The organism is Polaromonas sp. P1_E12 (genome assembly GCF_056405975.1).
In genome coordinates, this window is the sequence record NZ_JBFUBB010000001.1 from 418,265 (window position 1) to 443,459 (window position 25,195).

Genomic DNA, 25,195 nt, shown 5'->3' on the forward strand with positions numbered 1-25,195 from the left:
TGGCTTTGGTGGCTTGGAAGTGTGGGGGCGGTCGGGTTGCGCTGGGTCACGGTGAGGCGGAGATCTTTTTCAGGCGGTACAGGGCGTCCAGCGCTTCGCGCGGACTCAGTGCGTCAGGGTCTATGGTACCCAATGCCTTGTCCACGGCACTTTGCTCGGGCGCCGCCGCTTCGGGAGGGGCGGCAAACAGGTCGACCTGGGCGCGGGCTTCGGTCTGGTGGGCTTCCAGCGCGGTGAGCGCATGACGGGCGTGGTTGACGACGGCGGCGGGCACGCCGGCCAGCTTGGCCACGGCAATCCCGTAGCTTTTGCTGGCGGGGCCGGGCTCGATGTGGTGCAAAAACACGATGTCGGCGCCGGACTCGACCGCGCTCACGTGCACGTTGATCGCACCGTGGTGCTGCGCCGGGAATTCGGTGAGCTCGAAGTAATGCGTGGCAAACAGCGTGAAAGCCTGCGTCTTGTTGTGCAGGTAGGCCGCGATGCCGCCGGCCAGCGCCAGGCCGTCGAATGTCGAGGTGCCGCGGCCGATTTCGTCCATCAGCACCAGCGAATGCGGTGTGGCGGCGTGCAGGATCTGCGCGGCCTCGGTCATCTCCAGCATGAAGGTCGATTGCGCGTTGGCCACGTCGTCGGCCGCACCTATGCGGGTGTGGATAGCATCTATGGGCCCGAGCCGGCAGCTGGCCGCCGGCACGTAAGAGCCCACGCTGGCCAGCAGCACGATCAACGCCACCTGGCGCATATAGGTCGATTTACCGCCCATGTTGGGGCCGGTGATGACCTGCATGCGGTGTTTGCCGCTCATGACGGAATCGTTGGCGATGAAGGCGCCGCCGCCCGTCTCGGCCAGGCGTGCCTCCACCACCGGGTGGCGGCCCTGGACGATGTCGATGCAGGGCTCGCGCACAAACACCGGCGCGGCCCAGTTGAGGGTGAGCGAGCGTTCGGCCAACGCGCACAGCGCGTCGAGTGAGGCGAGAGCGCGCGCCAGGCGGCTCAGCGCGGGAATGAAGTCCTGCAACTGGTCGAGCAGCTGTTCATACAGCCACTTCTCGCGCGCCAGTGCGCGCTCCTGTGCCGACAGGGCCTTGTCTTCAAAGGCTTTGAGCTCGGGCGTGATGTAGCGCTCGGCATTTTTCAGTGTCTGGCGGCGTCGGTAGTCGTCGGGCACCTTGTCGAGTTGGCCCTGCGTGACTTCAATATAAAAGCCGTGCACCTTGTTGAACTGCACGCGCAGGTTGGCGATGCCGGTGCGGGCTTTCTCGCGGCCTTCCAGGTCCAGCAGAAAGTCGTCGCAATTGGTCTGGATGGCGCGCAGCTCATCCAGGTCGGCATCGCAGCCGTGGTTGATGACGCCGCCGTCGCGTATCAGCGCGGCAGGCTCGTCCAGCACATAGCGGCCGAGCAGTTCACGGCAGCCTTCCGGCGGCTTCAGGTCTTCAAAAATTTTGGTTAAAAGTGCCGGCAGTCCAATACTGGCGGGCGCAACCAGCTCTGTTTTTTGTAGCGTGTCTTTCAGGGCCACGAGCTCGCGCGGTCGCACCTGGCGCAGCGCGATGCGCGCCGTAATGCGTTCCACATCGCTGCAGCCCTTGAGCCTGGCGCGCAGGGTTTGCTGGGAGCCGCTGCGCAGGTGGGTAATGGCATCCAGCCTGTCGGCAGCTTGTGCGCGGTCGCGGCGCGGGGTGAGCAGCCAGCTTTTGAGTGCACGGCTGCCCATGCCGGTGGTGCAGGTGTCCAGCAGCGAAAACAACGTGGGCGAATCTTCGCCGCGCAGGGTCTGCGTGAGTTCCAGGTTGCGGCGCGTGGTTTGCGGCAGCTCGATCAGCTCGCCCGAGCGCACCACCTGCAGGCCTTGCACGTGCGACAGTGCCCGGCCCTGGGTGTGTTCAGCGTAGCCCAGCAGTGCCGAGGCTGCGGCGTGCGCCTCATTCAGTGCTTCGGCATTCCAGGATGCGAGCGAGGCGACCTTGAGCTGGTCCAGCAGGCGGCGCGCGCCCAGGGCGGAATCAAATTGCCATGCGGGGCGGGCGCTGGCGGCGCAGCGCTGGGCTTTGAGGCGCTGCTCAAAGGCCGGCGTCACATCGACGTTGTAAAGCAGTTCGCTGGGCGCCACGCGCGCCAGCCAGGCTTCGAGTTCGTCATTGGCGCAGTGCGCCAGATGGATTTCGCCCTGCGTCACGCTGAGCCAGGCCAGGCCGCAGGTGTTGCGCGCGCCCTGGTGCACGGCCAGCAGGATGGATTCGGTTTTGTCGCTCAGCAGTTCAGTGTCTGTGAGTGTGCCGGGCGTGACCACGCGCACCACTTTGCGCTCCACGGGGCCTTTGCTGGTGGCGACGTCGCCGACCTGCTCGCAGATGGCCACCGACTCGCCGAGTTTGATGAGTTTGGCCAGGTAGCCTTCCAGCGAATGAAAGGGCACACCCGCCATGACGACCGGCTCGCCCGCGGACTGGCCGCGCCGTGTCAGCGTGATGTCCAGCAGGCGGGAGGCCTTTTCGGCATCGGCAAAGAAGACTTCATAGAAATCCCCCATGCGGTAAAAAACCAGGGTGTCGGGGTACTCCGCCTTGATGCGCTTGTATTGCGTCATCATGGGCGTGTCTTCCGGCGCGCTGCCTGTTGGGTTTTTGCCCCGAATTGTTTCTTTTTGCATCAATGACCTGGCGCATGCGCGCTTCCTTCTTTTCGCATTTTCGTCTCACCTGGCGCCTATCTTAGGGGCCGTTCTTCGATGTTTCCGGACCCTGATTGTCCTTTACTATCAGTCACTTACCGCCACCACCGGCTTTTGCCGGGAAAGATTGCGCTGGACCCGTCAGTCGGCATAAAACCTTACGCTGGAATCCGGAAATCCGCCAAAGAGAGGCATTTTTGGGGAGGTAGACTCGCTTGCATTCATCTATTCAAAAAGCAAACCGGATACGGTCTGCGCCAGGGCCCACGACCTCAACCGAAAGGCAAGCAATGACCGAGCCGAGTATCCCGCCTTTCAACAGCGTAAGCGGGGCGGAGCCGACTGACACTGTGCTGCTTGCCGAGCCGTCCCTGGCCAATAAGGGCCGCAGGGCGGTGCATGAAACTGCCCGTCTTTGCGTGGGTTACCTGGTGCTTGTCGGCGTCAGCCTGGCGGTCTCGTTGCTGGCGGTGGTCATGCGGCCATTGTTGCCGAGGGTATTAAGCAAACGCTGGGGGCGCAGGCTTGTCGCAGCCACTTTCCGGTCTTACCTGCGCCTGCTGGTGTTGATGGGGGCCTGCCGGTTCGACCTGACGGCGCTGGATGCGCTTCAGGCAGGCCCTCCAGTGATCATCGCGCCCAATCATCCTTCCCTGCTGGACGCCATCATGATCCTGTCGCGTTTGCCGGACGCCACCTGCATCATGAAGGCGGACATCGTCAACAGCGTTTTTTTTGGGGCCGGTGCGCGGCTGGTAGGTTATATCCGCAATACGCCGCTGCGCACCATGGTGCAGCTGGCTGTCGCCGACTTGCGCCAGGGCAGCAGCTTGTTGCTTTTCCCGGAAGGCACCCGCACGCGGCGGTTTCCTGTAGGGCGTATGCAGGGAACGACCAGCCTGATTTCCAAATACGCGGGTGTGCCGGTACAAACCGTTTTTATCGAAACCGATTCGAGGTTTCTGGGCAAGGGCTGGTCCCTGCTATGGACGCCGAAAATGCCGGTCACTTACCGTGTTCGCCTCGGCAAATGCTTTGAGCCGGTCAGCGACACGGCGCACTTCACCGCAGAGCTGGAGCAATACTTCCAGACCGAGCTGGGGCGTACCCGGGCGTCCTCCCTGACTGCTTCTGCGCCGCCGGCGTGAAGCTGCACGCAGTTTTCCGTTCAAGCTATATCCCTCGATGAATGACTCCCTTCGCGACATGTCCAGGACGCACCTCGTCCTGATTCCCAGTTACAACCCCGGTGTCAAAGTTGACGAAACAGTTCGCAGTGCGCTTGCGCAGTGGGCGCCGGTCTGGGTGGTCGTTGACGGCAGCACGGACGGTAGCACCGACCGTCTGCTGGCAATGGCCGCAGACGATGCGCGCTTGCGTGTCGTGGTGTTGCCGCGCAATGTGGGCAAGGGTGCCGCGGTGCTGCACGGCATTGAGCTGGCTGCGGCCCAGGGGTTCACGCATGTGCTGACCATGGACTCCGATGGGCAGCACCCCGCCCACCTGATTCCGGAGTTCATGGTCGCGTCGCTGGCCCAACCCGCTGTCATGGTGCTCGGCGTGCCGGTGTTCGCCGCAGATGCACCGCGCCTGCGTGTCAATGGACGCAAGGTGTCCAATGGATGGGCCGACCTGGAAACCCTGTGGGCCGGCATCGGGGACTCCCTGTTCGGCTTTCGTGTGTACCCGATCGCGCCGCTGCGTGATGTGATGGCCGGGCAGCGCTGGATGCGCCGGTTTGATTTTGACCCGGAAGCGGTGGTGCGCATGTGCTGGCGCGGCGTGAAACCAGTCAACCTGCCGGCCACCGTGAAGTATTTTCGGCCCGACGAAGGGGGGGTGTCGCACTTCAACTACTTGCGCGACAACCTTTTGCTCACCTGGATGCATTCCCGGCTTTTCATCGGGTTTGTGCTGCGCTTGCCGGTGTTGCTGGCCCGGCGCCTGTTTCAGCGATCGTGATGAGTTGAGGCCAGGGCCGCGGAGCCGGGCAGCGACTTGACTGCCTGGTATTCTGAAAATACGCCGGCTTCCAGGTGTTGCCGGACATCCGCCAGGCCCGCCGCGCGCAGCGTGGCCAGCACCTGTTCGGGCGGCACGCAGGCTTCTATGCTGTCCCAGTAGTAGCGCCAGATGGACGCGGTTTCTTTTTGCCGCGAAACGAAGCGCGTCAGCAGCGGTATGACGCCGCGCATGTAGGTTTTGAGCAACCAGCGGCCCCAAGGGCTTTTTGCCTGGGTGATTTCGAGCACGCAGAGCCGTCCACCGGGCTTCAACACGCGTTCAAATTCTGCAAATGCCACCCCCAGGTCGCTGATGTGGCGCAGGGCATAGCCCATGCTTAAAAAATCGAAATGGTTGTCTGGAAACGGCAGGGACTCGGCCCGGCCTTCCACCAGCACCATGGTTTTTGGCAGCTTGCTGGCGGCCATCATGCCGGGGCTGGGATCAAGGCCGGTCACCAGCGTGGGGTCTCCGGTCAAGAGACACGCCTGGGCGGCAACCAGGCCGGTTCCCACGCCCACGTCGAGCACTTTCATGCCGGTTTTCAGGCCGCCGCGAATCAGTGCGTCGCGTCGATAGCGTGAACCGCTGCCCCAGGCCAGGATCGCCTCGATGCGGTCGTAGTCCGGCGCCGTGCTGTCAAAAATCCTGCGCAGATAGGTTTGCCGGTCCTGCTCTGTCTGGTAATACTCGGTCAGCGGGACATGAGGTGCATGCACCGTGGGAGTGTTTTCAGGAATGGTCATGGAGTGCCTTTTTAAATCATGCCGCCGTTGATGGAAATAACCTGGCCGCTGATGTAAGCTGCGCGCTCTGAAGTCAGAAAACTCACGAGGTCGGCGACTTCTTCGGGTCGGCCGGCTCGTTTCATGGGTACCAGCTGCGCGATGGCAGTGGCATCAAAACTGTCCTGGCTCATCGGCGTTGCGATGATGCCGGGCGCGACCGCATTGACCGTGATGCCGCGGCTGGCCACCTCCAGTGCAAGGGATTTTGTGGCCGAATGCAATGCGCCTTTGGCAGCCGAATAATTCACCTGTCCGCGGTTGCCTGCCACTGCGGCGACCGACGTGATGTTGATGATACGCCCCCAGCGCGTACGGATCATCGGCATCATCAAGGGCTGGGTGACATGAAAAAAACCATTCAGCGAGACGTCAATGACCTGTTGCCATTGCCGCAGCTGCATGCCCGGAAAGACCGCGTCGTCATGGATGCCGGCGTTGTTCACGATCACCTGGACCGGCCCCTGCAGCAGCAGGGTTTCCAGGGCAATGGCGGTTGCGGCGGCATCAGTGACATCAAACGCCACAGCCTCCGCATGACCGCCTGCCGCCTGGATGGAGGCCACCAGCGCTAAGGCGGCATCAAGGCCGCGGTTGGCATGCACGATGACGTGAAATCCATCGGCAGCCAGTTGCCGGCAAATGGCCGAGCCAATGGCGCCACTGCCACCGGTGACCAGCGCGCGTTTGAGTACGGAGGCGTTCATGCAGTCCCCTTGGATGGTGCGCCGAGCATCACCACGGCGCGGCCTGACAGAAGCAATGCAGGGCCCGCGTGGACCGTGAACCCATAAAGAATACTGCCGGCGTCGCCGCTCGTGCGCTCGGCATGGATGGTGAGCGCGAGGTTGATGTCGTCGAGTCTTTCGACATGCAGGGTGACGCCGCGAACGCTGACCAGGTAGCCGAAGGGGGCGGCATCGCCGGCCTGCGGGTGATTTTCCTGGGTACCGGCCACGGCTTCCGAGATCAGTGCGCCATGCACGGCCATGGCTTGCGCCGCATATTCAATCCCGCATGCGGCGCCCAGCCTTCCGTAGGCACGCAGGGGATTGCCGGCAGCGCGGTGGCTCGTGGCTTCGCAAGAAATTTGACTGTTGTCCCACGCCGTGACGCGTTCAAGCAGGCACATGCTGCCTTGATGGGGAATACGGCGCGCGATCTCGTCGTGCCCAAGGCTCAAAGGCGCGCTGCAGGCCTTGGTGGGCATCAGGCCTGCAAGTATCACGGTGCCACCTGCAGGGCCAGCTGCCGGCCGTCAAGGTAGTCCAGCACGATCCGGCCGCTTTGCTGCCGCGCGATGCTGCGCAGTAGAGGCAGGCAGCGTGCCGCAGGAATGTCTGTGCGCAGCTGTTCGAGCGCGGCGTCATCGAGCCGGTCGGCAGGCAAGGCCGTCAGGCAGTTGTCTGGTTCCAGCGTCCACTGCGCCTGGCTGCGTTCACTGCGGTGGGGTGTCAGCACCAGTCCCAGGCCGAAGGTGTCGGGAATGGGGCGTGTGCTGTACAGCGGCTCCGGGTAATCGGTGTCATAAGCGACCAGCAGCACGGGTATCTGGTCCACCGCTACCTGGGTCATGGCCTCCAGCAGGCCTGCCGAAAAACTTGCATCGCGCGCGCAAAGCACCGAGGACGAAACCATCGAGCCGCTTGAAATGCTCCAGTAGCCGGAGGCGGCGTTGTGCACTGAATTGTGAAAGCGCGTCGGGGAGATCAGCCTGTCGCTGGAGGCCAGCGCATTGCAGATTTCGTGGCAATTGACGGCGTCGCCGCTGGAAGATGAAAACACGGATGCCAGCATGGCAGCTTGCAGGCCCGAAGCTGCAACCGCTTCCTCGCTCACTGCCAGCGACACCTTGACCACCGCGCCGGCCCGGCGGCGTTCGGCCTGCGGCAAAGCCATGGGTGGCGGAAGAACGCAGCGCGTGGCTTGATAAGCGGTGCTGCCTTTGAGATATTCGCGCCCTTGCGCCCACCCCGCCAGTCCGGGGCCCAGCAGCCCGATACCTTCGACAAAAACCGTCAGCGCTGTTGCGGATGGGGATTGTGCTTGTGTCATGTCGGAACCTTAACCGGCACGGCCAAAAATCAGGCTGCAATTGGTTCCGCCGAAGCCGAAGGAATTGCTGAGCACATGCCGGGGGGCGGCCTCCTGGTTGTCCATGAGGTAGTTGACGGCCAGGGCCGGGTCGCGCTCGTGGGTGTTGATGCCGCCGGGCAGCAGGCCGTGCTGCAATGCGAGCGCGCAGATCACGGCTTCAAGCCCGCCTGCGGCGCCCAGCGTGTGGCCGGTGGCGCCCTTGGTGGAACTGCAGGGGGTGCCAGGGCCGAACAGCCCGGACACTGCCTTGGCTTCCGCGGCATCGTTGCTTTGTGTGGCTGTGCCGTGCAGGTTGATGTAGTCGATCCCGGCCGTGGTGAGGCCGGCCATATCCAGGGCCTGCTGCATGGCCAGCCGTGCACCCAGGCCGTCGGGATGGGGGGAGGACATGTGGTGGGCGTCGCTGGATTCGCCGACGCCCAGCAGCAGCACGTCACCTGGGGCGGGTTGTGCCGGCGTGGGCTCCAGCAGGGCGAAAGCGGCAGCTTCGCCAATGGTGATGCCGTTGCGCGCGGCGTCGAATGGCCTGCAAGCCTGGGGGGAAATCAGACCCAGCGAGTTAAAGCCATACAAGGTTGTGAGACACAGCGAATCTACCCCGCCGACCACGGCAGCATCGATCAGACCCGCCCGCATCATCCTTCGCGCTGAAGCGAACACCTTGGCACTGGATGAGCAGGCTGACGAGACGACGGCGGCCGGGCCGGTCAGCCCAAGGTACTGGCGCGTGAAATCAGCGACAGAAAATGTATTGTGTGTTGTGCCGTAAATGAAATCGGGGGGCAGGGCGCCGGTTCCCGGGTCGCGCCGGCGATAGGCCAGTTCGGTTTGCAAAATGCCCGATGTACTGGTGCCGATGAAGACCCCCACGCGGTGCGCGCCGTATTTTTTGCTGGCGGCTGCCGCCGCTTCAGTAAAGCCGTCCTGTTGAAGCCCCAGCAGGGCGAGCCGGTTGTTGCGGCAGTCGAAGCGGGCCCATTGCGCAGGAAGCTGCACGCTGTCCGTGCCCGTGACCTCGCCTGCAAAGGTCGGCAGGTCGACTGTGTCGAACGTGCATGGGGCGAGCCCGCCCCGCCGCGTACGCAACGCGTCGAGAGTTTGTGCAAGACCGCGACCCATGCTGCTGGTTGCGGTGAAGTGGGAGAGCCAAAGTGGATACAGAGAAAAAACCAATCTGAAGAAAAAGACACTTTAGCAAATCAGGTGGAAAATCCGGCGCCGTTGCGATGCCGGACACCAGCTGTTACTTGCCTGCGGTGTGCTGTTTGTGAAGATACAGGGACAACCAGGCTGCCACCCCCCCGAGGAGCAGGCCCCCGGCTACGTCCACCGCGACGTGCTGCCTTGTGGCCAGTGTGGAATAGGCAATGCCGAAACACCAGAGCGCGTTTACCGCCAGCAACCACGCGGGTACGGAGAATCGGCGCAGCAGATGGTGCAGCCAGATGCCCGAAAAAAAGGCTGTTGCCACATGAAGCGAAGGGCAGGCGTTGCCCGACGCATCCATGTTTTTGAGGAAAAGCATCTGAGGGTATTTCGGCCAGTCAATGTCTGGAGCGGGTGCGGCCGTGGGCCAGAAATAAAACACCAGCAGGCCCGCCAGGCAGGTCAGCGCAATGGCGCCGCCATAGCGCAAGAGTTCACGCCGGTCACCAAAGAAGAGGGGTGGCAGCGAGACATAAACCCACAGCGAGAGGTAAACCGGCAAGGCCAGTGGTTCAAAACCGATGAGGTGGTCGGGCCAGGTGAGAGGCATCACCGCGATCGGAAAGGCCGGGTGCTTGAGCAGGTAAAAGTAGGCGCCAAAAAATACGCCGATGAAAAGCATCGTCCCGATGGCTTTCAGATAGATGTGCTGAAAGACGACCCGTCCCATGTGTGACCACGGGCCTTGCCGGGTTTGCACGGGATTCATGCGAGGGCCTGCTGCAGGGTCACGGTGCGCAGGTCGGCCGCTGCAATGGACTCCAGCAAGGCGGGCAGGACATCCAGGATGACCGGAACACCTTGCGGTGTGCGTGCCGCATTGCCGTCATGCAACAGCAGGATGGCGCCGGCTTGCAGCCCGGCCGTGAGTTTGCGTTTTACACGCTCGGCATTGGCGACGCGGGTGTCGAAGCCGCGCACGGACCAGCTGGCGAGCTTCAGGCCGAGCCGGGCCAGTACCGGATCAAGAAAGGGGTTGCGCAGGCCGGCGGGAGCGCGAAAGAAGAGAGGCCGCTGGCCTGTCAGGCCGCTCAGTGTGTTTTGCGCTGCCTGCAACTCGCGAAACATGCTGCGCGGGCCCGTCAGGGCAAAGTAGTGGCGGTGGTGCTGGCTGTGGTTTTCAACGGCATGTCCGCGCCGCACCAGCTCGCGGCACAACTCGGGATGGCGGGCGGCTTTGTCACCGACGCAAAAAAAGGTCGCGCGGGCCGCATACCGGTCGAGCAGGTCCAGGACTTTGGGTGTCACGGCGGGGTCGGGGCCGTCATCGATGGTCAGGGCGATTTCCCGCCTGGCGACGGAGGCCTGGGGCAGGCGGGTCCAGTTGGGGCCCAGCCACTGGCTGCGGGGCCACATACCCACGACGGTAAGCAACAGATGGTTGAGGACCACGGCGGCAAGCGCCCAGCGCCACCAGCCGGAATCAACAAGAACGGCCGCAAGTGCCGCCGCGTGTAGCGCGATGCTCGCACGTACCAGGATGCTGGGCTTCCACCGGAGGTCAGGCATGGGGCTTCCTGGCAAAAATTGCGGCATAGACCAGCGCCAGGATGACGCCCGGTGCAACGGTGACACCCATGGCCTGCAGGATGGATACTTTGGAAAATGCGAGCAGGCCAAACCCTGCGACGGTAGTCAGATTGGCCAGCAACATGGACGCCAGGGTTCGGGGCGCTATCGGGGCATGGGGATCGGGCCGGTCAAAAAACAGCGCGTAGTTGGAGCCCACGGCCACGACCAGCAACAGGCCCACCAGGTGCAGAATGATCAGTTGCTGGCCCAGCAGGGCCAGCCCGGCCGTGACTGTGACGACCGCGGCCGCCAGCGGCGCAATGATCCGCAGCACCCGGGAAGGGGAGCGGAAAACCACCAGCAACAGGGCCACGAGGACTGCCAGCCCGCCCAGTGACAGCACGATGGCTTCGTGCAGGTAGCTGGAATACAAACGGTCAGACTCGGTTTTCATGTCGACAAAAAGTACGCCAGGCAAGGGCTTGGTGGCCAGCGCGGCACGAATGTTGTCGGCGTCGATGTTTCGTCCCTGGGACGCAGTCAAAGGTAGCAGGGCGCTCCAGCGGCCGTCCTTACCAATGAGCAGTGCAGCCAGGGCCATGGCCATCGAGGTTTTTTCAAGGTCGGCTGGTTGCAGCAAGGGCTGGCTGCGGGCGGCAGCGACCTCTGCCAGGAAAGGTGAAAACACCCCCGGGCGCACTGGCAGCCCTTGCGTGGCCTGGGTCATGCGGGCCTGCAACACCTCAGCAGCGGGCAGGCTGGCCTGGCGGGCGCGTTGCGTGGCCACGCTGGGGAGGTAGCGGCTGGGGCTCTCAAACCCGGCAATTTCACCGCGCTCGACCTGTGCCTGGAGCAGGGTTGAAACCTGTTCGGCGGTCTGGAGTACCGACTCCTGGCTGGTGCCGGAAACCACCACCACATAGCGCACGTCAGGCGCTCCCATATCGGCACGCAGGCTTTCATCCAGCGCCACATCGGCTTGCGAGACCGGGCTGAGCGAGGAAATCTTGTCGTTGAACAGGCTGGCGTGATTTCCCGCAAGGACGGCACAGGCGGCTATCAGCAGGGCCGCGGCAGGCCATCGCAACAAGGCCGCATGTTGCACCAGCCCCTCCAGCGCCCGCCCGATGGCCGACACATCATGGATGCGGAAATGGCGCGGTAGCAGATGCGGCAGTACATAGCGGGTCACGGCGGCGGCCACGACCAGGCCGGCAATCGAATACAGGCCGAGTTGCGCCAGGCCCGGAAAGCCCGAGAACAAGAGAGAGGCAAAACCGGCTATGGAGGTCAGAACGCCGAGCCGGACGGTCGGCCAGAAGCGCTTGACCCAATGCGCCTGGTCGGCGCCTGCATCTTCGGACTGCACAAAAAGATAGATGGAGTAGTCCACAGCTTCGCCGATCAGCGCTGTGCCGAAGCCCAGTGTGATGCCGTGCACCGACCCAAAACCCAGGCTGACTGCGGCAATCCCCGCCAGCGCGCCGCTCAGCACGGGCAAAAATCCGAGCAAAAGGGCGCTGACAGAACGGTAAACCAGCAGTAACAGCGTCGCGATCAGCACCACGCTGATCAGCGAGAGGTGGCTCACCTGGCTTTGAATGGTTTCGCGGGACGTGACCGAAAATACGCCAGGGCCTGTCATGACGAAGCTGGCACCAGCTGAGGAACCGCCCGCCGCATCGAAGGCCTGGCGAATCGCGGCCATGGCACGTTGCTGGGCATCGGTGTCAGAGCCTGCTGCGTGGGTCTGCAGCAGCATCAGTGCCCGCTTGCCGTCACGGGAAGTCCAGGCGCCATGGGCCTGTTGCGGCTGGCTTCCGCCGTTGAGCTGGCCCAGCAACTGCACCATTTCGCCGGTAGGGTCGCGGGGCAGCAGGGCCTTGACCATCAGGCCTGCGGGCGAAGCGAGCAATTCGATGCTGTCAGTGAGGGCCGTGTGCAACCCATCCGCGCTGAATCGTTCCGGCGTCACTGAAGGGCTCAGCAGATAGCGATGGTTGAGCAGGAAATTGCGGTCCCGCTCGCTATTGACGGGTTCGCCATTCGCCACGCTGGCAAAAGCGGAATCGGTGCGCAGCTGCTGCGCCATTTTTTTGGAAAGCGCTGCACGTTGAGGGGCGTCGGAGCCTTCTATGCCTACCAGGACAAGGCGCGAGGCCAGGCCCTCGGTCAGCTGGTCCATCAGCAGTTGTTGCTCGGGTGTGGGAGTACGCGGCAAAAACGCCGACAGGTCGGTCGTGAACTGTGTGCGGCTGATGACAATGCCGCAACCGATCAGGAATGCCAGCCATACCGCAATGGCTGCCATGCGGCCGCGTGCGCCGTTCATCACGGGGCGGCCACTTGCTCGATGGTCATGGTGGAGCTGTCGCCATCGGCCTGGGCGATGTCGATGTTGCGCAACTGGTCACGCACACCCGTAATGCGGATGCGTTGGATCACCGCCTGCATTTTGGGATCGACGGGCTGCAATTGCAGGGTCCAGCGTTCGGCCGTGCCTTCGAGGCTGAGCCGGTAGTTGCGCTCCAGGGCGCTGCGGTCGCCCGCCAGGGTGCCGCGAATGCTGTCAATGAATGCGGCCAGCTCGGGGTACGCCTGGAGCCGCAACTGGTATTTTTGCTTCCCGCGTTCAATCACCAGTTCTCCGCCGTTCACCACCATGGATTCAGGCTTCGGTTTGAGCGTCCGCTTTTCCAGCCGGTCTGGCGCGGTATAGAGCAGTTCCCCGGACGATTCCACCGGTTTGTCGAGCAACGCAATGCTCTTTTTTTCGACGAAGGTGGCGCGGCCCGACTTGGTTTGCGCCAGCGAATCCATCAGTTGCTGAAGGTCCCAGGCGGCCAGCGCTGCCGGGCTCAATGCGGCCAACACCAGACCCACCACAACTGCGGCCACCGCGAAGACGGGCCGTGACGGCTGTTGCGTGATGTGCGATGAGGCGGGGGTGGATGTTTGCTGAATAAGGTGTGTCATATGCTCAGGTGTTTTGTTCGGGCTGGCCGGACTGCCGCGGCGCAGGTCGCCAGAAATCAAAAAAATTGAACCAGTTGTAAGGCGCGCTGCGGCAGTATTGCGCCATCAGTGCAGCATAGCGCGTCATGGCGGATTGCACCGCCGCTGTGCGGCCGCGCGAAGGTAGCGTCGAGAAATCCGCCAGAGGTTCGAAATGAATGTCATAACGATTGCCGCCGCGGTACAGCCCCGTCATGAACAACACGGGGCGTTTCAGTATGGCGGCCATGCGAAAAGGACCCAGCGGCAGCTCGGCGGCGTCTCCGAGGAACTCGATGGAATAGGTGTCGTCCTTACCCAGTGACCGATCACCCAGCATGCCGACGACGGCACCCTCATCCAGCAGTTCGTGCACCCTGATCATGGAATCGATATGTCCCAATGCCACGACGTCCAGCTGCGCTTTGGGATTGATGGCGCCCATCGCCGCGTTGATTTTCCGCGCGTTTTCCTCGTACATCACCATGGCAATGCGCAGGCCCGGTTGCTGGCGCCCGATGGCCCGCAGAACTTCAAAACTGCCCAGATGGGCGCCGATGAGGAACACGCCTCTTCCGTCAGCCACCACCTTGTCGATCAGTTGCTGGTTGTGCACCCGGATATCAAACAGCTCGAAGCGGTCATTCAGCAGGTAAACACGGTCGTGAATGGCAGAAGCAAAACTCAGGAAATGCCGGAACAGATGACGCCAGCCGACCGCAGCGGGCGACGGCAGGTCGAACACGCGCCGCAAGTAGTTTCGCGACGTCCGGCGCGCCGCCGGCGCGAAAATAAGGAAATAGGCTGCAATCCCGTAAAGGACGATGCGGCTGGCGCTACGGCCCAGGTTCAGCGAGATCCCGGTCATGACACGCAGCATGAAGCCGTTGCTGCGTTCCGGGAGCTGCTGCCATTCGGCGCCGGATGTCGCATTGGCTCCGCGTGGCGTGTTCATGGCTGCGGCGATAGCAGCAAGGTTCCGGTGGCAACTTTTCGGTCGCCGCTGGAAATGTCAAAGCGCGTGCTGCCGGAGGCGGTGGTGCTGCAGGAGATGGTCAGCGTCTCACCGGGCCCCACCGTGCTGAGGAATTTCGCCGAGCTGATCTGGCAGACCTCCGGGGCATGGCCGGTACGTGCGTGTTGTACCGCGTGTATGGCGGCGTCGAGCAACACCACACCGGGAACAATGGGTGTACCGGGGAAATGCCCGGCAAGCGCCGGATGGTCAGGGGCGATGGAAAACCGGGTTTCGCCCGGAACGGGAGATTTCTTTTGAAGATGGTCGCGCGCCAGGGTAACCAGCGTATCGCGCGGCAATTTCCCGGTGCTGTTGCGTGGCAGGCTGCCCAGCAGCACGAGGGGCCGCGGGATGAAGATGGCGTCAATCCGCTCCCTCAGTGCCGCCAAAAGGGCCGGCGCCGTCAGGCCCGGTGCCACAACGAAAGCCATCAACCGGACCACGGTGTCGCCGGAACCCTCGTCCGGCATGAAGAAGGCGCCGTCCATCACGCCCGGTATGGCGTGGAGCTGATGGTTCAGGTAGCCCAGCGAGCTTCGCTTGCCCGCGATATTGATCAGGTCGGCAGTCCGGCCGTGCAAAAGAAATTGTGTGTCCGACACCGACTCCAGTTCATCGGCCAGCGGGGTGGGTTGGTCGACATGGCCGCCTGAGGCCCAGGTCTGGCCTTGCCTGATGCTCAGCGTGACGTCCGGAAAGAGTGTCCACGCCAGGGCCTCGGTCATGCGTCGCGTGGCGATTTGTCCCGTTTCGGTGGAGCCGTAGATTTCCAGCAGAGGAACCTGCAGCCGGGCTTCGGTGGCCAATGCCAGCTGGGGTGGCAGGGGTGCCGTGGCGGACAGCACGAGGTCAACCTGCGGAATGTCCAGGCCTGAAGCCAGCAGCGCTTTCAAATGCACGGGCGTGGTCACCAGCATGCGGGGGCGCTCCGCTTGCGCCAGTGCGGCGCAGATATCGGCCGGATAAAACGGATGGGCCGCGACCAGAATGGCGCCACTTTGCAAAGGCTGCAACACGGTGGATTCGAAGCCGAACATGTGCTGCGGCGGCACCGTCGCCACGATGCTGTGCTTGCGGCCATCCAGCAAGCCGAGCCGGCCGGCTTCAGCCCGCGTGCTGCGAACCAGCCCGCCCCAGCTTTTACGGTGCGCCACCGGGGTGCCGGTCGAGCCGGAGGTGAACATGATGGTGGCAATGCGCGATGCGGGAATTTGCGGAATATCGCACTGCGTGCCAGTTGCGGTTCCTGGCGGACGTGGCGTCATCGCATCCGTCCAGCTCAGTAACGGCAGGGCCAGAGACTGTGGTTGGTCCGCGAGGCAAAACACGTCGGGTGCAAAGCTGCGGACCTGTTTCACCATTTCCGGCGTCAGCGTGGGTGGCAGCAGGCTGACCTTGTCTGCCAGCAGGGCGGCCGCCATACCCACGGCAAATCGGTAGCGGTCTGCGCAGACATTGAGAACATGCTTGCCTGAGGGCAGGGCCGCCGCAAGCTGCCTGACATCGGCCAGAAAATGTTCAACGGTAACGGCCTGGCCATGGCTGCAAGCCACAACGTCTTCAGCCCGGGTGTGCGAGATCAGCGGAAACGTCGTCATGGCCGGCGCGCGCGGCTTTCTGCGGAAGCCTGCCGGTAGGCGCGAATGGCCTCCAGCGGACCGGCACGATCTGCTGCCGGCAATGCGTAGCAGCGAACGGCATATTCCGCTGCAAACATCAGTGCGAGCAGGGGAATGCCCAGAAGATTGGCAAAAGTGGACCACACAGCAATGGGCGCCAGCCAGAACAGCAGTAATGAAAAGCCCGCAATGATTCCGAAATACAAGGCCCACGCCAAGGTGGCCGACCGCGTGTACGAAACAAGCGCAGGCGAAAGCTCGCCATGCACGATGCGGGCAAACTGCGCAATCATCGGTGTGCGTCCTTGCACGAGTGTGCGGCCGAAAGTTCCGCATAGCAGGGCATATGTGCCCGCATGCTGAAGCAGGAAAACCCAGTTGTAATGGGTGATCAGCCATTCCCTGAACAGATAAAACCCGAGGCAGGCTACACCACAAAGGGCCAGCATGACAGGGCGCTGCGGTGAACGCCAGGCCAGGACAACGGCCAGCACCAGCAGCGGAAGCACGGCGACCAGCGCCTCAAGCAAGCCCGGCGCCGTCGATGCCGCGGCCAGATGGGAAAGCACGGCGTAGCCGATTCCCAGAGCCGCGATGCCGCCCCAGCGACAGGCTTGGGTAAACCGTGTCGCCAGCACAGCTGTCACTGGGTTCGCCAGGCGGCAATATGGTCGCCCAGGCTTCGCAGCGAATGAAAGATGGCGTGGTTGTCTTCGTGGTCCGCCCTGAGCTGCAGGCCATAGTGCTTGGAGACAACCAGCGCAATTTCCAGGATGTCGATGGAATCCAGCCCCAAGCCGTCGCCGTAGAGCGGTTCGTCGGGTTGTACATCGTCGGCGCTCACCTCAAGGTTGAGGGCGCTCACCACCAGTTCCGCGACCTCGCGCAGCAAGGCTGCATCAGCCGATGTGGAAGAGGTTTTTACGGTGGATTCAGGCATAGTTTTATTACTAGTTATTACCAGGTGCGAAAACAGTTCGGTCGGGGCCGCTGCATGCATGCGACTCCCTGCGCAGTGCGGAAATTTTAGCTGAGGCTATATTGCTCAAGCCTTCATCGCGGCCTTTGCCTACAACGGCTGGTGCTAGAAGGGTGCGTCCGGTGTGGTGTCGGGGCGTGCCGCGGGGGCCTTGATCTTTTTGGCGGTCAGCTTTGGTTTGTCTGCGGGCTGGGCGGTGGTGTCGGCGGTCTCGGTGCTCACAGTGTCTTCCTGCAGGGTCTGACGTACCGTGGCTTTGTCGCCGGCGCCGGCAAATTTGCTGTATTTACCCAAAGTGGCCACCATCTGCCCGTAAATGCGCGGATTGCCGGCCACGCATTCGCCGTGGTCGATGAAGTCGGCCTCGCCGGTGAAGTTACCGATCAGGCCGCCGGCCTCGGTGACCAGCAGTGAGCCGGCCGCCACGTCCCAGGGCTTGAGGCCGGTTTCAAAAAAGCCGTCGCTGAAGCCCGCTGCCACGTAGGCCAGGTCCAGCGCCGCAGCGCCCGGGCGGCGCACGCCGGCGCACTGGCTCATGACTTCACCGAGCATGTTGAGATAGCTTTTGAGCTTGTCGCCGGGGCGGTAGGGGAAACCGGTGGAGATCAGACATTCCTGCAGGCGGGTGCGCTTGGCCACACGGATGCGGCGGTCGTTCATGTAGGCGCCGCGGCCTTTGGTGGCGCAAAAAATGTCGTTGCGGGTGGGGTCGTACACCACGGCTTGCTCGACCTTGCCCTTGACGGCCAGCGCGATGCTGACGCAATAGACGGGAAAGCCGTGGATGAAGTTGGTGGTGCCGTCCAGCGGGTCGATGATCCACACGAAGTCGGAGTCTTTGGCGCCATGCTCGCTGCCGGATTCTTCGGCCAGGATGCCGTGGCCGGGGTAGGCGGTCAGCAGGGTTTCGATGATCGCCGCTTCAGCGGCCTGGTCGATTTCGGTGACAAAGTCGTTGGTCTGCTTGACCGAAATGCGAACCGATTCGACGTCAAGCGCCGCACGGTTGATGATGGCGCCTGCAGCGCGCGCGGCCTTGATGGCCACGTTGAGCATGGGGTGGAGATTGCTGGACATAACTTGTAGGGAAGAGCGGAACGAACCGGCGCCGGCGATGCGGGCGGCGGGCAATGCCGGTATTTTCCCATAAACGCGATACGACCCTTTCCAGTCCCCTTTCAACCCCTCCTCAAGGGCGATATCGCGTCCCAATCGTCCAGAAACCTGTTCTAGGCGCCTTCCGCGATCAGGAAATCTGCGTCTGCATGTTGCTGGCGTATCGCCCGGGCCGCCTGGTATTCAGGGCTGGCATAACAGGCCCTTGCGGTCACCATGTCGGCAAACTCCACGACGACGTTGCGCTCGCGCGAGCTGCCCTCCATGCATTCGTACGCGCCGCCGCGCACCAGAAAGCGCGCCCCGAACTTCTCGAAGGCCGGCCGCGCCGCCGTGAGGTAACGAGGATATTCCTCGATATTGCGCACCGAGACGCGCACGATCCAGTAAGCCTTTGCCATTCTTGTTCCTTGGGTGGTGTGAAGTGATGAAGGCTGGACGATACGCGTGACAATTCATTCTGAAAAATGAATAATAAAGATAATTAATATCTTTTCAAGAGATCATGGAGCTGAGCGACCTGGTTATTTTTCGTGCCGTGGTGGAGGCGGGCGGTGTGACACGTGCCGCCGAGCGCCTGCACCGCGTGCAATCCAACATCACGACGCGTATCCGTCAGCTGGAGGAAAAGCTCGGCGTGCCGCTTTTTATCCGTGAGGGCAAGCGGCTGCACCTGTCGCCAGCCGGGCAGGTGTTGCTGGACTATGCCGGGCGCCTGATCAGCCTGGCTGACGAAGCACGCGATGCGGTGCAGGGCGGGCAGCCGCGCGGCGCATTTGTGCTTGGCGCCATGGAAAGCACTTCGGCTGTGCGGTTGCCGGCCCCTCTGAGCGATTTTGTGCGTCTCTATCCGGAGGTCAGGCTTGCGCTTAAAACCGGCAACCCGCAGCAACTGGCCGCAGCTGTGCTGGCGGGAGAGATGGACGCGGCGCTGGTCACTGGGGCTATTGCGGAGGGTCCCTTTGAACGAGAGGCGATTTACACCGAGGAACTGGTCATTGTTGCGAGTGCCGGGCACCCGCCCATTACGGCAATCCACAGTGAGCCTCCGCGTGCCATGGTGGCTTTCGAAAAGGGCTGCCCGCATCGCGCGCGGCTGGAAGCCTGGTACTTGCTGAAAAACAGCATGCCGGTGCAGACGATTGAAATCACGTCCTACCATGCCATGCTGGGCTGCGTGGTGGTGGGCATGGGCATTTCGCTGGTGCCGCGCAGCGTGCTGGCAACCTTTCCGGAGCGGGGCCGGCTCAGCATCCACGCATTGCCGCCGGGCAGCGACTGCGCCCAGACTGACCTGATCTGGCGCAAAGGGGCGAAGTCGCCGAAGGTGGAGGCATTGCTCCGCGTCCTGAAGCCGCCGGCATAGGACAATCCAGCTCCATGCACACGCGATTCATCCTGATCAATACCAGCCATGCCGGCAATGTGGGGGCCACGGCCCGTGCCATGAAAACCATGGGCTTTGACGACCTGGTGCTGGTGGCGCCGCGCTGGGCCAATGTGCTCAACCGCGAAGAAACCATCCAGCGGGCCAGCGGGGCGCTCGACGTTCTCAAAAACGCCCGCATTGTGGCCACGCTGGATGAAGCCGTAGACGGCATGGCCCACCTGTGCGCCACCGCCATGACGCCACGCGACTTTGGCCCGCCCACGCGGGCGCCGCGCCAGCACTTTGCGCAGCTGCTGGGCCTGGCAGGTCTGCTATCAAAAGAGGAGCTGCTTGCGCTTGCCCCTATTGGGCAGAAGCCCGATTCCGTTGCTTTTTTGTTTGGTTCCGAGCGTTTTGGCATGCAGAACGAGGACGTTTACCGCTGCCATGTGGCGCTGAGCATTCCGACCGACCCGAAGTTCGGCTCGCTCAACCTGGGCGCGGCGGTGCAGCTGATTGCCTATGACTGGCGCCAGGCGCTGGGCGGTTTCAGCGTGCAGCCCGCCACGGCGGAGCCGACGCTGGCCGACGCGGCCGCAGTGGCGGGCATGCTCAGGCACTGGGAAGAGGCCTTGACCGGCATCGGCTTCCTGGATCCGGCCTCGCCCAAAAAACTGATGCCGCGGCTTAATCAGTTGTTCAACCGTGCGCAGCTCAGCCCCGAAGAGATCCACATTCTGCGCGGCGTGGCCAAAGCCATGCTGCAGAAGGCCTCCGAAGCCAGGGGCAAAAGCGTGGTCCCAGCAAGCAGCTCACAGCCTCAGTAGACTTCGCCTATGTTTTCCCGACTTCGCTCAGACATTCAGTGCATTCTCGACCGCGATCCTGCCGCCCGTACGGCCTGGGAAGCACTGACCTGCTACCCCGGCGTGCATGCGCAGGTGCTGCACCGCCGGGCGCACTGGTGCTGGAACCACGGTTTCAAGTGGCTGGGCCGTTTCATTTCACATTTTTCACGCTGGGTGACTGGCATTGAAATCCACCCTGGCGCCAAAATTGGTGAACGCGTGTTTTTCGACCATGCCATGGGGGTTGTCATCGGCGAAACCGCTGAAATCGGCGACGGCTGCACGATCTACCAGGGCGTGACTTTGGGCGGCACCTCGCTGTACAAAGGCACCAAACGCCACCCGACCCTGGGCCGCGATGTGGTGGTGAGTGCGGGGGCCAAGGTGCTTGGCGGTTTCCTGGTGGGTGACGGTGCCAAGATTGGCAGCAACGCAGTGGTGATCAAGCCCGTTCCGGCAGGCGCCACGGCGGTGGGCATCCCGGCGCGCATCATTCCTTCCAAGACCGGGGAAAGCGCCGACGTCACCATTACCCAGTTTTCGGCTTATGGCATCACGCAAGAGGATGACCCGCTGTCGCAAGCCATGCGCGGGCTGATCGACAGCGCCGCCGGCCAGGAGCACCAGATCGCCCTGCTGTGGCAAGCGATTGAGAAACTCTCCGGACCGCAGACAGCCATGAGCAAGGATTGCGTGCCGCAGGACGCCGCGCTTACGGAAACCTTTGAGGCCGACAAGCTCAATCAGCTGGTCGGTAAATAAGGCAGTGAGACAGGCGGGCGAATAAGACGGGCAAAAAAAAGGAAGGGCGAGCCCTTCCTTTTTTGTTTTCGCCGGTGGGCTTCAGTTGATCAGGCGAAGCGCGAACGGCACGCGGAAGGCCTTGCCATTGGAGGCGCCCAGCGCGCCCATGACGCAGAACACCAGGTGGCAGATGCCCAGCGCCGCGAACACCAGAAAGCCGATCAGCACAAAAGTCAGGATCAATGCCGCCACATAGCCGATGGTCGCGGTGATTGACCAGTTGAGCGCTTCCTTGGACTGGTCCAGGATATAGGCGTCGTCCTTTTTCACCAGGTAGACAATCAGCCCCGGAATGAAACCCAGAAACAGGGTTCCGATCCAGATCAGCACGGCGGTGTTTTTCGATTCCTTGCTCGGCGTTTCAATCAGGTCGTCCATCCCAGCTCCTCGTGTTGTAAAGCCCGAATACTACGTGAGAAAGAGGCCAGGCCCAAACTGGCGAGCGGCAAGGTTCAGCGCGGCGGGCGTATGGCGCTTTTGGGCCTGAAGGCCTGGCACACCGCTTCATCGGTTTCCAGGTAAGGGCCGCCGATCAGGTCGATGCAATAAGGCACGGCGGCGAAGATGCCCGCCACAGCCTGGGAGCCGTCGGCGTTTTTGAGCCCTTCCAGGGTTTCGGCAATCGATTTGGGCTGGCCCGGCAGGTTCATGATCAGGCATTTGTCGCGTATGACGGCGCACTGCCGCGACAGGATGGCCGTCGGGACAAACTTCAGGCTGATCTGCCGCATCTGCTCGCCAAAACCCGGCATTTCCTTGTGGGCAACAGCCAGCGTGGCTTCAGGCGTCACGTCGCGCAGCGCGGGGCCAGTGCCGCCGGTCGTCAGCACGAGCGAGCAGCCGGTGTCGACCAACTCAATCAATGCGGCGCTGATACCCGCCTGCTCGTCGGGGATCAGGCGCTCTTCAAAGGTGATGGGGTTGCGCAGGGCGCGGGTGAGCCAGTCCTTGAGTGCCGGCAGGCCTTTGTCGACATAGACGCCGGCGGATGCGCGGTCGCTGACCGAGACAATACCGATCTTCACCGCGTCAAAGGCGCTGCTCACGCTTCCGGCTCCTCGCCATCTTCAGGACCTCGTGCCATGCCTTGCCTGACCAGCTGAAAAATCTCGCGGTAGGACTTGCCGTGCCGCGGCGCTTCGCCGGGTTTTTCGGGCTTGGCGTCCTTGCGGGCCTGGCGGATCAGCGCGCGCAGTTGCTGGGAGTCGGTGCCGGGGTGTTCTTCGAGCCAGGCGCCCAGCGCGGCGTCGTCGGCGATCAGCCTGTCGCGCCACTGCTCGGCCAGGTGCAGGGCCAGCGTCAGGTCGGCCGATCCGTTGAGCTGCTCATTGATGGCTTCGCGGATGGGGTCAGGGTCCAGCGGGCGCATCAGCTTGCCGATGAACTGCATCTGGCGGCGTCTGCCCTCGAAGTTGGTAATTTTTTTGGCATCGGCGATCGCGTCGCGCAGCTTGTCGGGCAGGTCCAGGCGCGCCATCAAATCGGCGCGCAGGGTCAGCAGCGCTTCACCGAGCGCCTGTTTTTCGTCGGCCTCGGCCTTGAGCTGGGTTTTGCTGGGCGGGCCGACTTCTTCAAGCGCGATTTCCTCGGGTTTGACGAAGCGGCCGTTGGACCAGTAGCCCTTGATGGCCTTGGGAGTCTTGTTGTTCATAGCAGTCAGTATCATAGCTACCCATATGACCCAAAAAGCTTCTTCTCGCGCCAGCGGCGCAACACGCAGTGCTTCCCGCCCCGTCCCGGGCCCCAAGAGCCAGTCAGCCCAGCCCGAATCCGGTTTCAGCTACCACCGCGATTTTTTCGAGGAACTCGTCGACAGTGCCCTTGGCCATGCCAAAAAACTGGGGGCCACCGATGCCGCCGCGGAAGCCTCCGAAGGCTGCGGGCTCTCAGTCAGCGTGCGCAAGGGCGAGCTTGAAAACGTCGAGCGCAACCGTGACAAGTCGCTGGGCATCACCGTCTACATCGGCAAAAAGCGCGGCAATGCCGCCACCAGCGACTTTTCCAAGGCGGCGATTGAACAGACCGTGAAAGCGGCATACGACATCGCGCGTTTCACGGCGGAAGACGAAACCTCCGGCCTGCCCGATGACCGCGACATCGCGCGCGTGCATCCGGCGCTCGACCTCTTTCATCCCTGGTCCATCAATTCGGAAGAAGCCGCCCAGCTCGCCCTGCAGTGCGAAGCCGCCGCCCTGAGTACCAGCCGCCTGATCACCAACAGCGAAGGCGCCGGTGTGTCGGCGCAGCAAAGCCATTTTTTCAGTGCGCATACCAAGGGCTTTCGCGGCGGTTACGCCAGTTCGCGACACAGCATCTCGGTGGCGCCGATTGCGGGCAAGGGCGACCAGATGCAGCGCGATGCCTGGTACAGCTCCATGCGTGATGCAGGTGAATTGGCGGCCCCCGAAGCGGTAGGCCGCTATGCCGCCGAGCGTGCACTGGCACGGCTCAAGAGCCGCAAAATCCCGACCACGCAATGCCCGGTGCTGTTCGAGTCGCCGCTGGCAGCGGGCCTGCTGGGCGGCTTTGTGCAGGCCGTGAGCGGCGGCGCGCTGTACCGCAAAAGCACCTTCCTGGCCGACAGCCTGGGCAAGCCGGCTTTCCCCAAACACATCGACATCGCCGAAGACCCGCACCTGCGCAAAGGCAAAGGCAGCGCACCCTTTGACGAAGAGGGCGTCAAGACCAAGGCACGACAGGTGGTGGAAGCCGGCCGCGTTGAGGGCTATTTCCTGAGCACTTACTCAGCCCGCAAGCTGGGCATGCGCACCACCGGCAACGCCGGCGGCTCACACAACCTCATCATGACCAGCCGCCATACCCGCAAGGGCGACGACCTGGACGCCATGCTGCGCAAGCTGGGCCGCGGCCTTTTTGTGACCGAGCTGATGGGGCAGGGCGTGAACTATGTGACGGGCGACTACTCACGCGGCGCTTCGGGTTTCTGGGTCGAGAATGGCCGCATCGCCTTTCCGGTCGAGGAAATCACGATTGCGGGCAACCTCAAGGACATGCTGATGGGCATTGAGGCGGTGGGTGCGGACGCCTACAACTACGGCGCCAAAACCGTGGGCTCGATTCTCGTCAACCGGATGAAGGTCGCCGGTAGTTAGAGCCCCCACGGTCGCTCACTTCGTGTAGCTCCCGAGGCCTTGCAGGCCGCGGCTCGCGAGACGCTTCGCCTCTGTCGCCTGTCCAAAGCTGCTCAAGCAGCTTTGGAGCCGCAGGCTCCAGCCCCTCGGGGGCCGCCCGCCTGCGGCCCGGCAAAGCCGGTTCCGCGGCTTGAACTGGCTTAAGGCGGGTACATGTAGCCGCCCACCTCTGTATTCAGCCGGCTAGCGCTGCCTTCACTGCGGCAGACACCTGGCCCATGTCGGCCTTGCTGGCGAGCTTGGCTTTCACCGCGCCCATCACTTTGCCCATGTCGCCGGGACCGGTGGCGCCCAGTTCGGCGACGATGGCTTTCACGGCGGCGGCGACTTCGTCGGCGCTCAGGCGCGCTGGCAGGTAGGCCTGCAGCACGACCAGCTCGGCCGCTTCCTTGTCGGCCAGATCCTTGCGTTCGGCCTTCTGGAATGCTTCCAGTGAGTCCTTGCGCTGCTTGATCAGCTTGTCGACGATGGCGACCACGGCTGCGTCGTCCAGCACCACACGCTCATCCACCTCTTTTTGCTTGAGGGCCGCCAGCAGCAGGCGGATGGTGCCCAGGCGCTCGCTGTCCTTGGCGCGCATGGCGGTTTTCATGTCTTCGGTGATCTGATCTTTGAGTGCTGACATTGGGGCTCCTGAAGCGAATAGGGTGGGGTGGAATCGACTGGGCCGGGGAGGCGCCAAAAACACAAAAGCCCGCAGAGCGTCCTCGTGCGGGCTTTTTGTTGCCGTGAGGCGGTACTAAAAATTAGTACAGCTTTTTCGGCAATTGCATCGAGCGGATACGCTTGTAGTTGCGCTTGACGGCGGCTGCCTTCTTGCGCTTGCGCTCTGCCGTTGGTTTTTCGTAAAACTCGCGGGCGCGCAGGTCGGTCAGCAGGCCGAGTTTTTCAATGGTGCGCTTGAAACGGCGCAGAGCCACGTCGAAGGGCTCATTGTCTTTTACACGGATGGTGGTCATTGATGAATAGATCCAAAATTTGCGTCGTTAGTGATCTGATCAGAATCAGGCCG

At 62.8% G+C, this 25,195-nt stretch carries 27 protein-coding genes; 6 read left to right on the forward strand and 21 right to left on the reverse strand.

The features are described from left to right. Positions 1-46: 46 nt before the first annotated feature. Positions 47-2,659 (reverse strand): DNA mismatch repair protein MutS, encoded by a 2,613-nt coding sequence (mutS, locus tag AC1D13_RS02030; protein WP_477688856.1) that lies wholly within the window; start codon positions 2,657-2,659, stop codon positions 47-49. A gap of 311 nt (positions 2,660-2,970) precedes the next feature. On the opposite strand from mutS, the gene AC1D13_RS02035 reads away from it, so the two are divergent. Both AC1D13_RS02035 and AC1D13_RS02040 read left to right on the forward strand, forming a co-directional pair. After that, positions 2,971-3,828 (forward strand): lysophospholipid acyltransferase family protein, encoded by an 858-nt coding sequence (locus AC1D13_RS02035; RefSeq protein WP_457279116.1) that lies wholly within the window; start codon positions 2,971-2,973, stop codon positions 3,826-3,828. Between the two features lie 37 nt (positions 3,829-3,865). After that, positions 3,866-4,642, forward strand: coding sequence for a glycosyltransferase family 2 protein (locus tag AC1D13_RS02040; protein ID WP_457279115.1), 777 nt, complete (start codon positions 3,866-3,868; stop codon positions 4,640-4,642). Here the strand turns inward: AC1D13_RS02040 and AC1D13_RS02045 are convergent. The 15 genes from AC1D13_RS02045 to AC1D13_RS02115 all read right to left on the reverse strand — a co-directional run bounded on the left by AC1D13_RS02045 (position 4,630) and on the right by AC1D13_RS02115 (position 18,411). Next, positions 4,630-5,430 carry a class I SAM-dependent methyltransferase gene (locus AC1D13_RS02045; protein WP_457279114.1) on the reverse strand — a complete coding sequence of 267 codons (801 nt, stop codon included), beginning with the start codon at positions 5,428-5,430 and terminating at the stop codon, positions 4,630-4,632. The two genes, AC1D13_RS02040 and AC1D13_RS02045, sit on opposite strands and share 13 nt — an antisense overlap. 11 nt (positions 5,431-5,441) lie before the next feature. Then, the gene (fabG, locus tag AC1D13_RS02050; protein WP_457279113.1) at positions 5,442-6,176 is read right to left on the reverse strand and encodes a 3-oxoacyl-ACP reductase FabG; all 735 of its coding nucleotides are present in this window, start codon (positions 6,174-6,176) and stop codon (positions 5,442-5,444) included. Continuing rightward, the gene (locus AC1D13_RS02055) at positions 6,173-6,679 is read right to left on the reverse strand and encodes a hotdog family protein (RefSeq protein ID WP_457279781.1); all 507 of its coding nucleotides are present in this window, start codon (positions 6,677-6,679) and stop codon (positions 6,173-6,175) included. Before AC1D13_RS02055 ends, fabG begins: the two co-directional genes overlap by 4 nt. Before the next feature lie 14 nt (positions 6,680-6,693). Beyond that, entirely contained in the window at positions 6,694-7,524 is an 831-nt protein-coding gene (locus tag AC1D13_RS02060) for a beta-ketoacyl synthase chain length factor (protein ID WP_457279112.1), read from the reverse strand. A 9-nt stretch (positions 7,525-7,533) separates the two neighbouring features. Next, positions 7,534-8,727 (reverse strand): beta-ketoacyl-[acyl-carrier-protein] synthase family protein, encoded by a 1,194-nt coding sequence (locus tag AC1D13_RS02065; RefSeq protein ID WP_457279780.1) that lies wholly within the window; start codon positions 8,725-8,727, stop codon positions 7,534-7,536. Between the two features lie 82 nt (positions 8,728-8,809). Continuing rightward, on the reverse strand, positions 8,810-9,481 hold the full coding sequence (locus tag AC1D13_RS02070; RefSeq protein WP_457279111.1) for a phosphatase PAP2 family protein: 672 nt from the start codon (positions 9,479-9,481) through the stop codon (positions 8,810-8,812). Beyond that, positions 9,478-10,281, reverse strand: coding sequence for a polysaccharide deacetylase family protein (locus AC1D13_RS02075; protein WP_457279110.1), 804 nt, complete (start codon positions 10,279-10,281; stop codon positions 9,478-9,480). The genes AC1D13_RS02070 and AC1D13_RS02075 overlap by 4 nt, the downstream gene beginning before the upstream one ends. After that, complete coding sequence (locus tag AC1D13_RS02080) at positions 10,274-12,616, reverse strand: MMPL family transporter (protein ID WP_477689138.1); 2,343 nt, start codon at positions 12,614-12,616, stop codon at positions 10,274-10,276. The genes AC1D13_RS02075 and AC1D13_RS02080 overlap by 8 nt, the downstream gene beginning before the upstream one ends. After that, positions 12,616-13,260: a LolA-related protein gene (locus tag AC1D13_RS02085; RefSeq protein WP_457279108.1), complete on the reverse strand. Its 645-nt coding sequence runs from the start codon at positions 13,258-13,260 to the stop codon at positions 12,616-12,618. The genes AC1D13_RS02080 and AC1D13_RS02085 overlap by 1 nt, the downstream gene beginning before the upstream one ends. 4 nt (positions 13,261-13,264) lie before the next feature. Continuing rightward, positions 13,265-14,233: an LpxL/LpxP family acyltransferase gene (locus AC1D13_RS02090; protein WP_457279107.1), complete on the reverse strand. Its 969-nt coding sequence runs from the start codon at positions 14,231-14,233 to the stop codon at positions 13,265-13,267. Further along, the gene (locus AC1D13_RS02095; RefSeq protein WP_457279106.1) at positions 14,230-15,894 is read right to left on the reverse strand and encodes an AMP-binding protein; all 1,665 of its coding nucleotides are present in this window, start codon (positions 15,892-15,894) and stop codon (positions 14,230-14,232) included. Before AC1D13_RS02095 ends, AC1D13_RS02090 begins: the two co-directional genes overlap by 4 nt. Beyond that, positions 15,891-16,562 carry a COG4648 family protein gene (locus AC1D13_RS02100; protein ID WP_457279105.1) on the reverse strand — a complete coding sequence of 224 codons (672 nt, stop codon included), beginning with the start codon at positions 16,560-16,562 and terminating at the stop codon, positions 15,891-15,893. Before AC1D13_RS02100 ends, AC1D13_RS02095 begins: the two co-directional genes overlap by 4 nt. After that, positions 16,559-16,855, reverse strand: coding sequence for a phosphopantetheine-binding protein (locus AC1D13_RS02105; protein ID WP_457279104.1), 297 nt, complete (start codon positions 16,853-16,855; stop codon positions 16,559-16,561). Before AC1D13_RS02105 ends, AC1D13_RS02100 begins: the two co-directional genes overlap by 4 nt. A gap of 144 nt (positions 16,856-16,999) precedes the next feature. After that, on the reverse strand, positions 17,000-17,971 hold the full coding sequence (locus tag AC1D13_RS02110) for an inositol monophosphatase family protein (protein ID WP_457279103.1): 972 nt from the start codon (positions 17,969-17,971) through the stop codon (positions 17,000-17,002). A 152-nt stretch (positions 17,972-18,123) separates the two neighbouring features. Further along, complete coding sequence (locus AC1D13_RS02115) at positions 18,124-18,411, reverse strand: DUF1330 domain-containing protein (protein ID WP_457279102.1); 288 nt, start codon at positions 18,409-18,411, stop codon at positions 18,124-18,126. Positions 18,412-18,515: 104 nt separating this feature from the next. Here AC1D13_RS02115 and AC1D13_RS02120 point away from each other — a divergent pair, with 104 nt between their 5' ends. Genes AC1D13_RS02120 through cysE form a run of 3 tightly spaced genes read left to right on the forward strand, consistent with a single transcriptional unit; the run spans position 18,516 to position 20,989 of the window. Next, positions 18,516-19,376, forward strand: a complete 861-nt coding sequence (locus AC1D13_RS02120) for a LysR substrate-binding domain-containing protein (RefSeq protein WP_457279101.1) — start codon at positions 18,516-18,518, stop codon at positions 19,374-19,376. A gap of 14 nt (positions 19,377-19,390) precedes the next feature. Further along, positions 19,391-20,206, forward strand: a complete 816-nt coding sequence (locus AC1D13_RS02125; protein ID WP_477688857.1) for an RNA methyltransferase — start codon at positions 19,391-19,393, stop codon at positions 20,204-20,206. Between the two features lie 9 nt (positions 20,207-20,215). Beyond that, positions 20,216-20,989, forward strand: a complete 774-nt coding sequence (gene cysE, locus AC1D13_RS02130; RefSeq protein WP_457279099.1) for a serine O-acetyltransferase — start codon at positions 20,216-20,218, stop codon at positions 20,987-20,989. Positions 20,990-21,070: 81 nt separating this feature from the next. On the opposite strand, the gene AC1D13_RS02135 is transcribed toward cysE, so the two are convergent. The 3 genes from AC1D13_RS02135 to yjgA all read right to left on the reverse strand — a co-directional run bounded on the left by AC1D13_RS02135 (position 21,071) and on the right by yjgA (position 22,682). Further along, positions 21,071-21,409, reverse strand: coding sequence for a DUF4870 domain-containing protein (locus tag AC1D13_RS02135; protein ID WP_457279098.1), 339 nt, complete (start codon positions 21,407-21,409; stop codon positions 21,071-21,073). A 74-nt stretch (positions 21,410-21,483) separates the two neighbouring features. Beyond that, positions 21,484-22,077: a molybdopterin adenylyltransferase gene (mog, locus tag AC1D13_RS02140; protein WP_477688858.1), complete on the reverse strand. Its 594-nt coding sequence runs from the start codon at positions 22,075-22,077 to the stop codon at positions 21,484-21,486. Beyond that, entirely contained in the window at positions 22,074-22,682 is a 609-nt protein-coding gene (gene yjgA, locus AC1D13_RS02145; RefSeq protein ID WP_457279096.1) for a ribosome biogenesis factor YjgA, read from the reverse strand. Before yjgA ends, mog begins: the two co-directional genes overlap by 4 nt. A 25-nt stretch (positions 22,683-22,707) precedes the next feature. Between yjgA and pmbA the strand changes: the two genes are divergently transcribed. Continuing rightward, positions 22,708-24,144, forward strand: coding sequence for a metalloprotease PmbA (pmbA, locus tag AC1D13_RS02150; RefSeq protein WP_457279095.1), 1,437 nt, complete (start codon positions 22,708-22,710; stop codon positions 24,142-24,144). 214 nt (positions 24,145-24,358) lie between these two features. Here pmbA and AC1D13_RS02155 read toward each other — a convergent pair whose 3' ends face one another. Together AC1D13_RS02155 and rpsU are read right to left on the reverse strand one after the other, a co-directional pair. Then, positions 24,359-24,808 (reverse strand): GatB/YqeY domain-containing protein, encoded by a 450-nt coding sequence (locus AC1D13_RS02155; RefSeq protein ID WP_457279094.1) that lies wholly within the window; start codon positions 24,806-24,808, stop codon positions 24,359-24,361. A gap of 121 nt (positions 24,809-24,929) precedes the next feature. Then, the gene (gene rpsU / locus AC1D13_RS02160; protein WP_007872347.1) at positions 24,930-25,142 is read right to left on the reverse strand and encodes a 30S ribosomal protein S21; all 213 of its coding nucleotides are present in this window, start codon (positions 25,140-25,142) and stop codon (positions 24,930-24,932) included. Between the last annotated feature and the right edge of the window lie 53 nt (positions 25,143-25,195).

Excerpts from the sequence above, each read along its gene's own strand:
- mutS (WP_477688856.1), bottom strand. The coding sequence starts at position 2,659 with ATGCAAAAAGAAACAATTCGGGGCAAAAACCCAACAGGCAGCGCGCCG.
- AC1D13_RS02035 (WP_457279116.1), top strand. The coding sequence starts at position 2,971 with ATGACCGAGCCGAGTATCCCGCCTTTCAACAGCGTAAGCGGGGCGGAG.
- AC1D13_RS02040 (WP_457279115.1), top strand. The coding sequence starts at position 3,866 with ATGAATGACTCCCTTCGCGACATGTCCAGGACGCACCTCGTCCTGATT.
- AC1D13_RS02045 (WP_457279114.1), bottom strand. The coding sequence starts at position 5,430 with ATGACCATTCCTGAAAACACTCCCACGGTGCATGCACCTCATGTCCCG.
- fabG (WP_457279113.1), bottom strand. The coding sequence starts at position 6,176 with ATGAACGCCTCCGTACTCAAACGCGCGCTGGTCACCGGTGGCAGTGGC.
- AC1D13_RS02055 (WP_457279781.1), bottom strand. The coding sequence starts at position 6,679 with ATGCCCACCAAGGCCTGCAGCGCGCCTTTGAGCCTTGGGCACGACGAG.
- AC1D13_RS02060 (WP_457279112.1), bottom strand. The coding sequence starts at position 7,524 with ATGACACAAGCACAATCCCCATCCGCAACAGCGCTGACGGTTTTTGTC.
- AC1D13_RS02070 (WP_457279111.1), bottom strand. The coding sequence starts at position 9,481 with ATGAATCCCGTGCAAACCCGGCAAGGCCCGTGGTCACACATGGGACGG.
- AC1D13_RS02075 (WP_457279110.1), bottom strand. The coding sequence starts at position 10,281 with ATGCCTGACCTCCGGTGGAAGCCCAGCATCCTGGTACGTGCGAGCATC.
- AC1D13_RS02080 (WP_477689138.1), bottom strand. The coding sequence starts at position 12,616 with ATGAACGGCGCACGCGGCCGCATGGCAGCCATTGCGGTATGGCTGGCA.
- AC1D13_RS02085 (WP_457279108.1), bottom strand. The coding sequence starts at position 13,260 with ATGACACACCTTATTCAGCAAACATCCACCCCCGCCTCATCGCACATC.
- AC1D13_RS02090 (WP_457279107.1), bottom strand. The coding sequence starts at position 14,233 with ATGAACACGCCACGCGGAGCCAATGCGACATCCGGCGCCGAATGGCAG.
- AC1D13_RS02095 (WP_457279106.1), bottom strand. The coding sequence starts at position 15,894 with ATGACGACGTTTCCGCTGATCTCGCACACCCGGGCTGAAGACGTTGTG.
- AC1D13_RS02105 (WP_457279104.1), bottom strand. The coding sequence starts at position 16,855 with ATGCCTGAATCCACCGTAAAAACCTCTTCCACATCGGCTGATGCAGCC.
- AC1D13_RS02110 (WP_457279103.1), bottom strand. The coding sequence starts at position 17,971 with ATGTCCAGCAATCTCCACCCCATGCTCAACGTGGCCATCAAGGCCGCG.
- AC1D13_RS02115 (WP_457279102.1), bottom strand. The coding sequence starts at position 18,411 with ATGGCAAAGGCTTACTGGATCGTGCGCGTCTCGGTGCGCAATATCGAG.
- AC1D13_RS02120 (WP_457279101.1), top strand. The coding sequence starts at position 18,516 with ATGGAGCTGAGCGACCTGGTTATTTTTCGTGCCGTGGTGGAGGCGGGC.
- AC1D13_RS02125 (WP_477688857.1), top strand. The coding sequence starts at position 19,391 with ATGCACACGCGATTCATCCTGATCAATACCAGCCATGCCGGCAATGTG.
- cysE (WP_457279099.1), top strand. The coding sequence starts at position 20,216 with ATGTTTTCCCGACTTCGCTCAGACATTCAGTGCATTCTCGACCGCGAT.
- AC1D13_RS02135 (WP_457279098.1), bottom strand. The coding sequence starts at position 21,409 with ATGGACGACCTGATTGAAACGCCGAGCAAGGAATCGAAAAACACCGCC.
- yjgA (WP_457279096.1), bottom strand. The coding sequence starts at position 22,682 with ATGAACAACAAGACTCCCAAGGCCATCAAGGGCTACTGGTCCAACGGC.
- pmbA (WP_457279095.1), top strand. The coding sequence starts at position 22,708 with ATGACCCAAAAAGCTTCTTCTCGCGCCAGCGGCGCAACACGCAGTGCT.
- AC1D13_RS02155 (WP_457279094.1), bottom strand. The coding sequence starts at position 24,808 with ATGTCAGCACTCAAAGATCAGATCACCGAAGACATGAAAACCGCCATG.
- rpsU (WP_007872347.1), bottom strand. The coding sequence starts at position 25,142 with ATGACCACCATCCGTGTAAAAGACAATGAGCCCTTCGACGTGGCTCTG.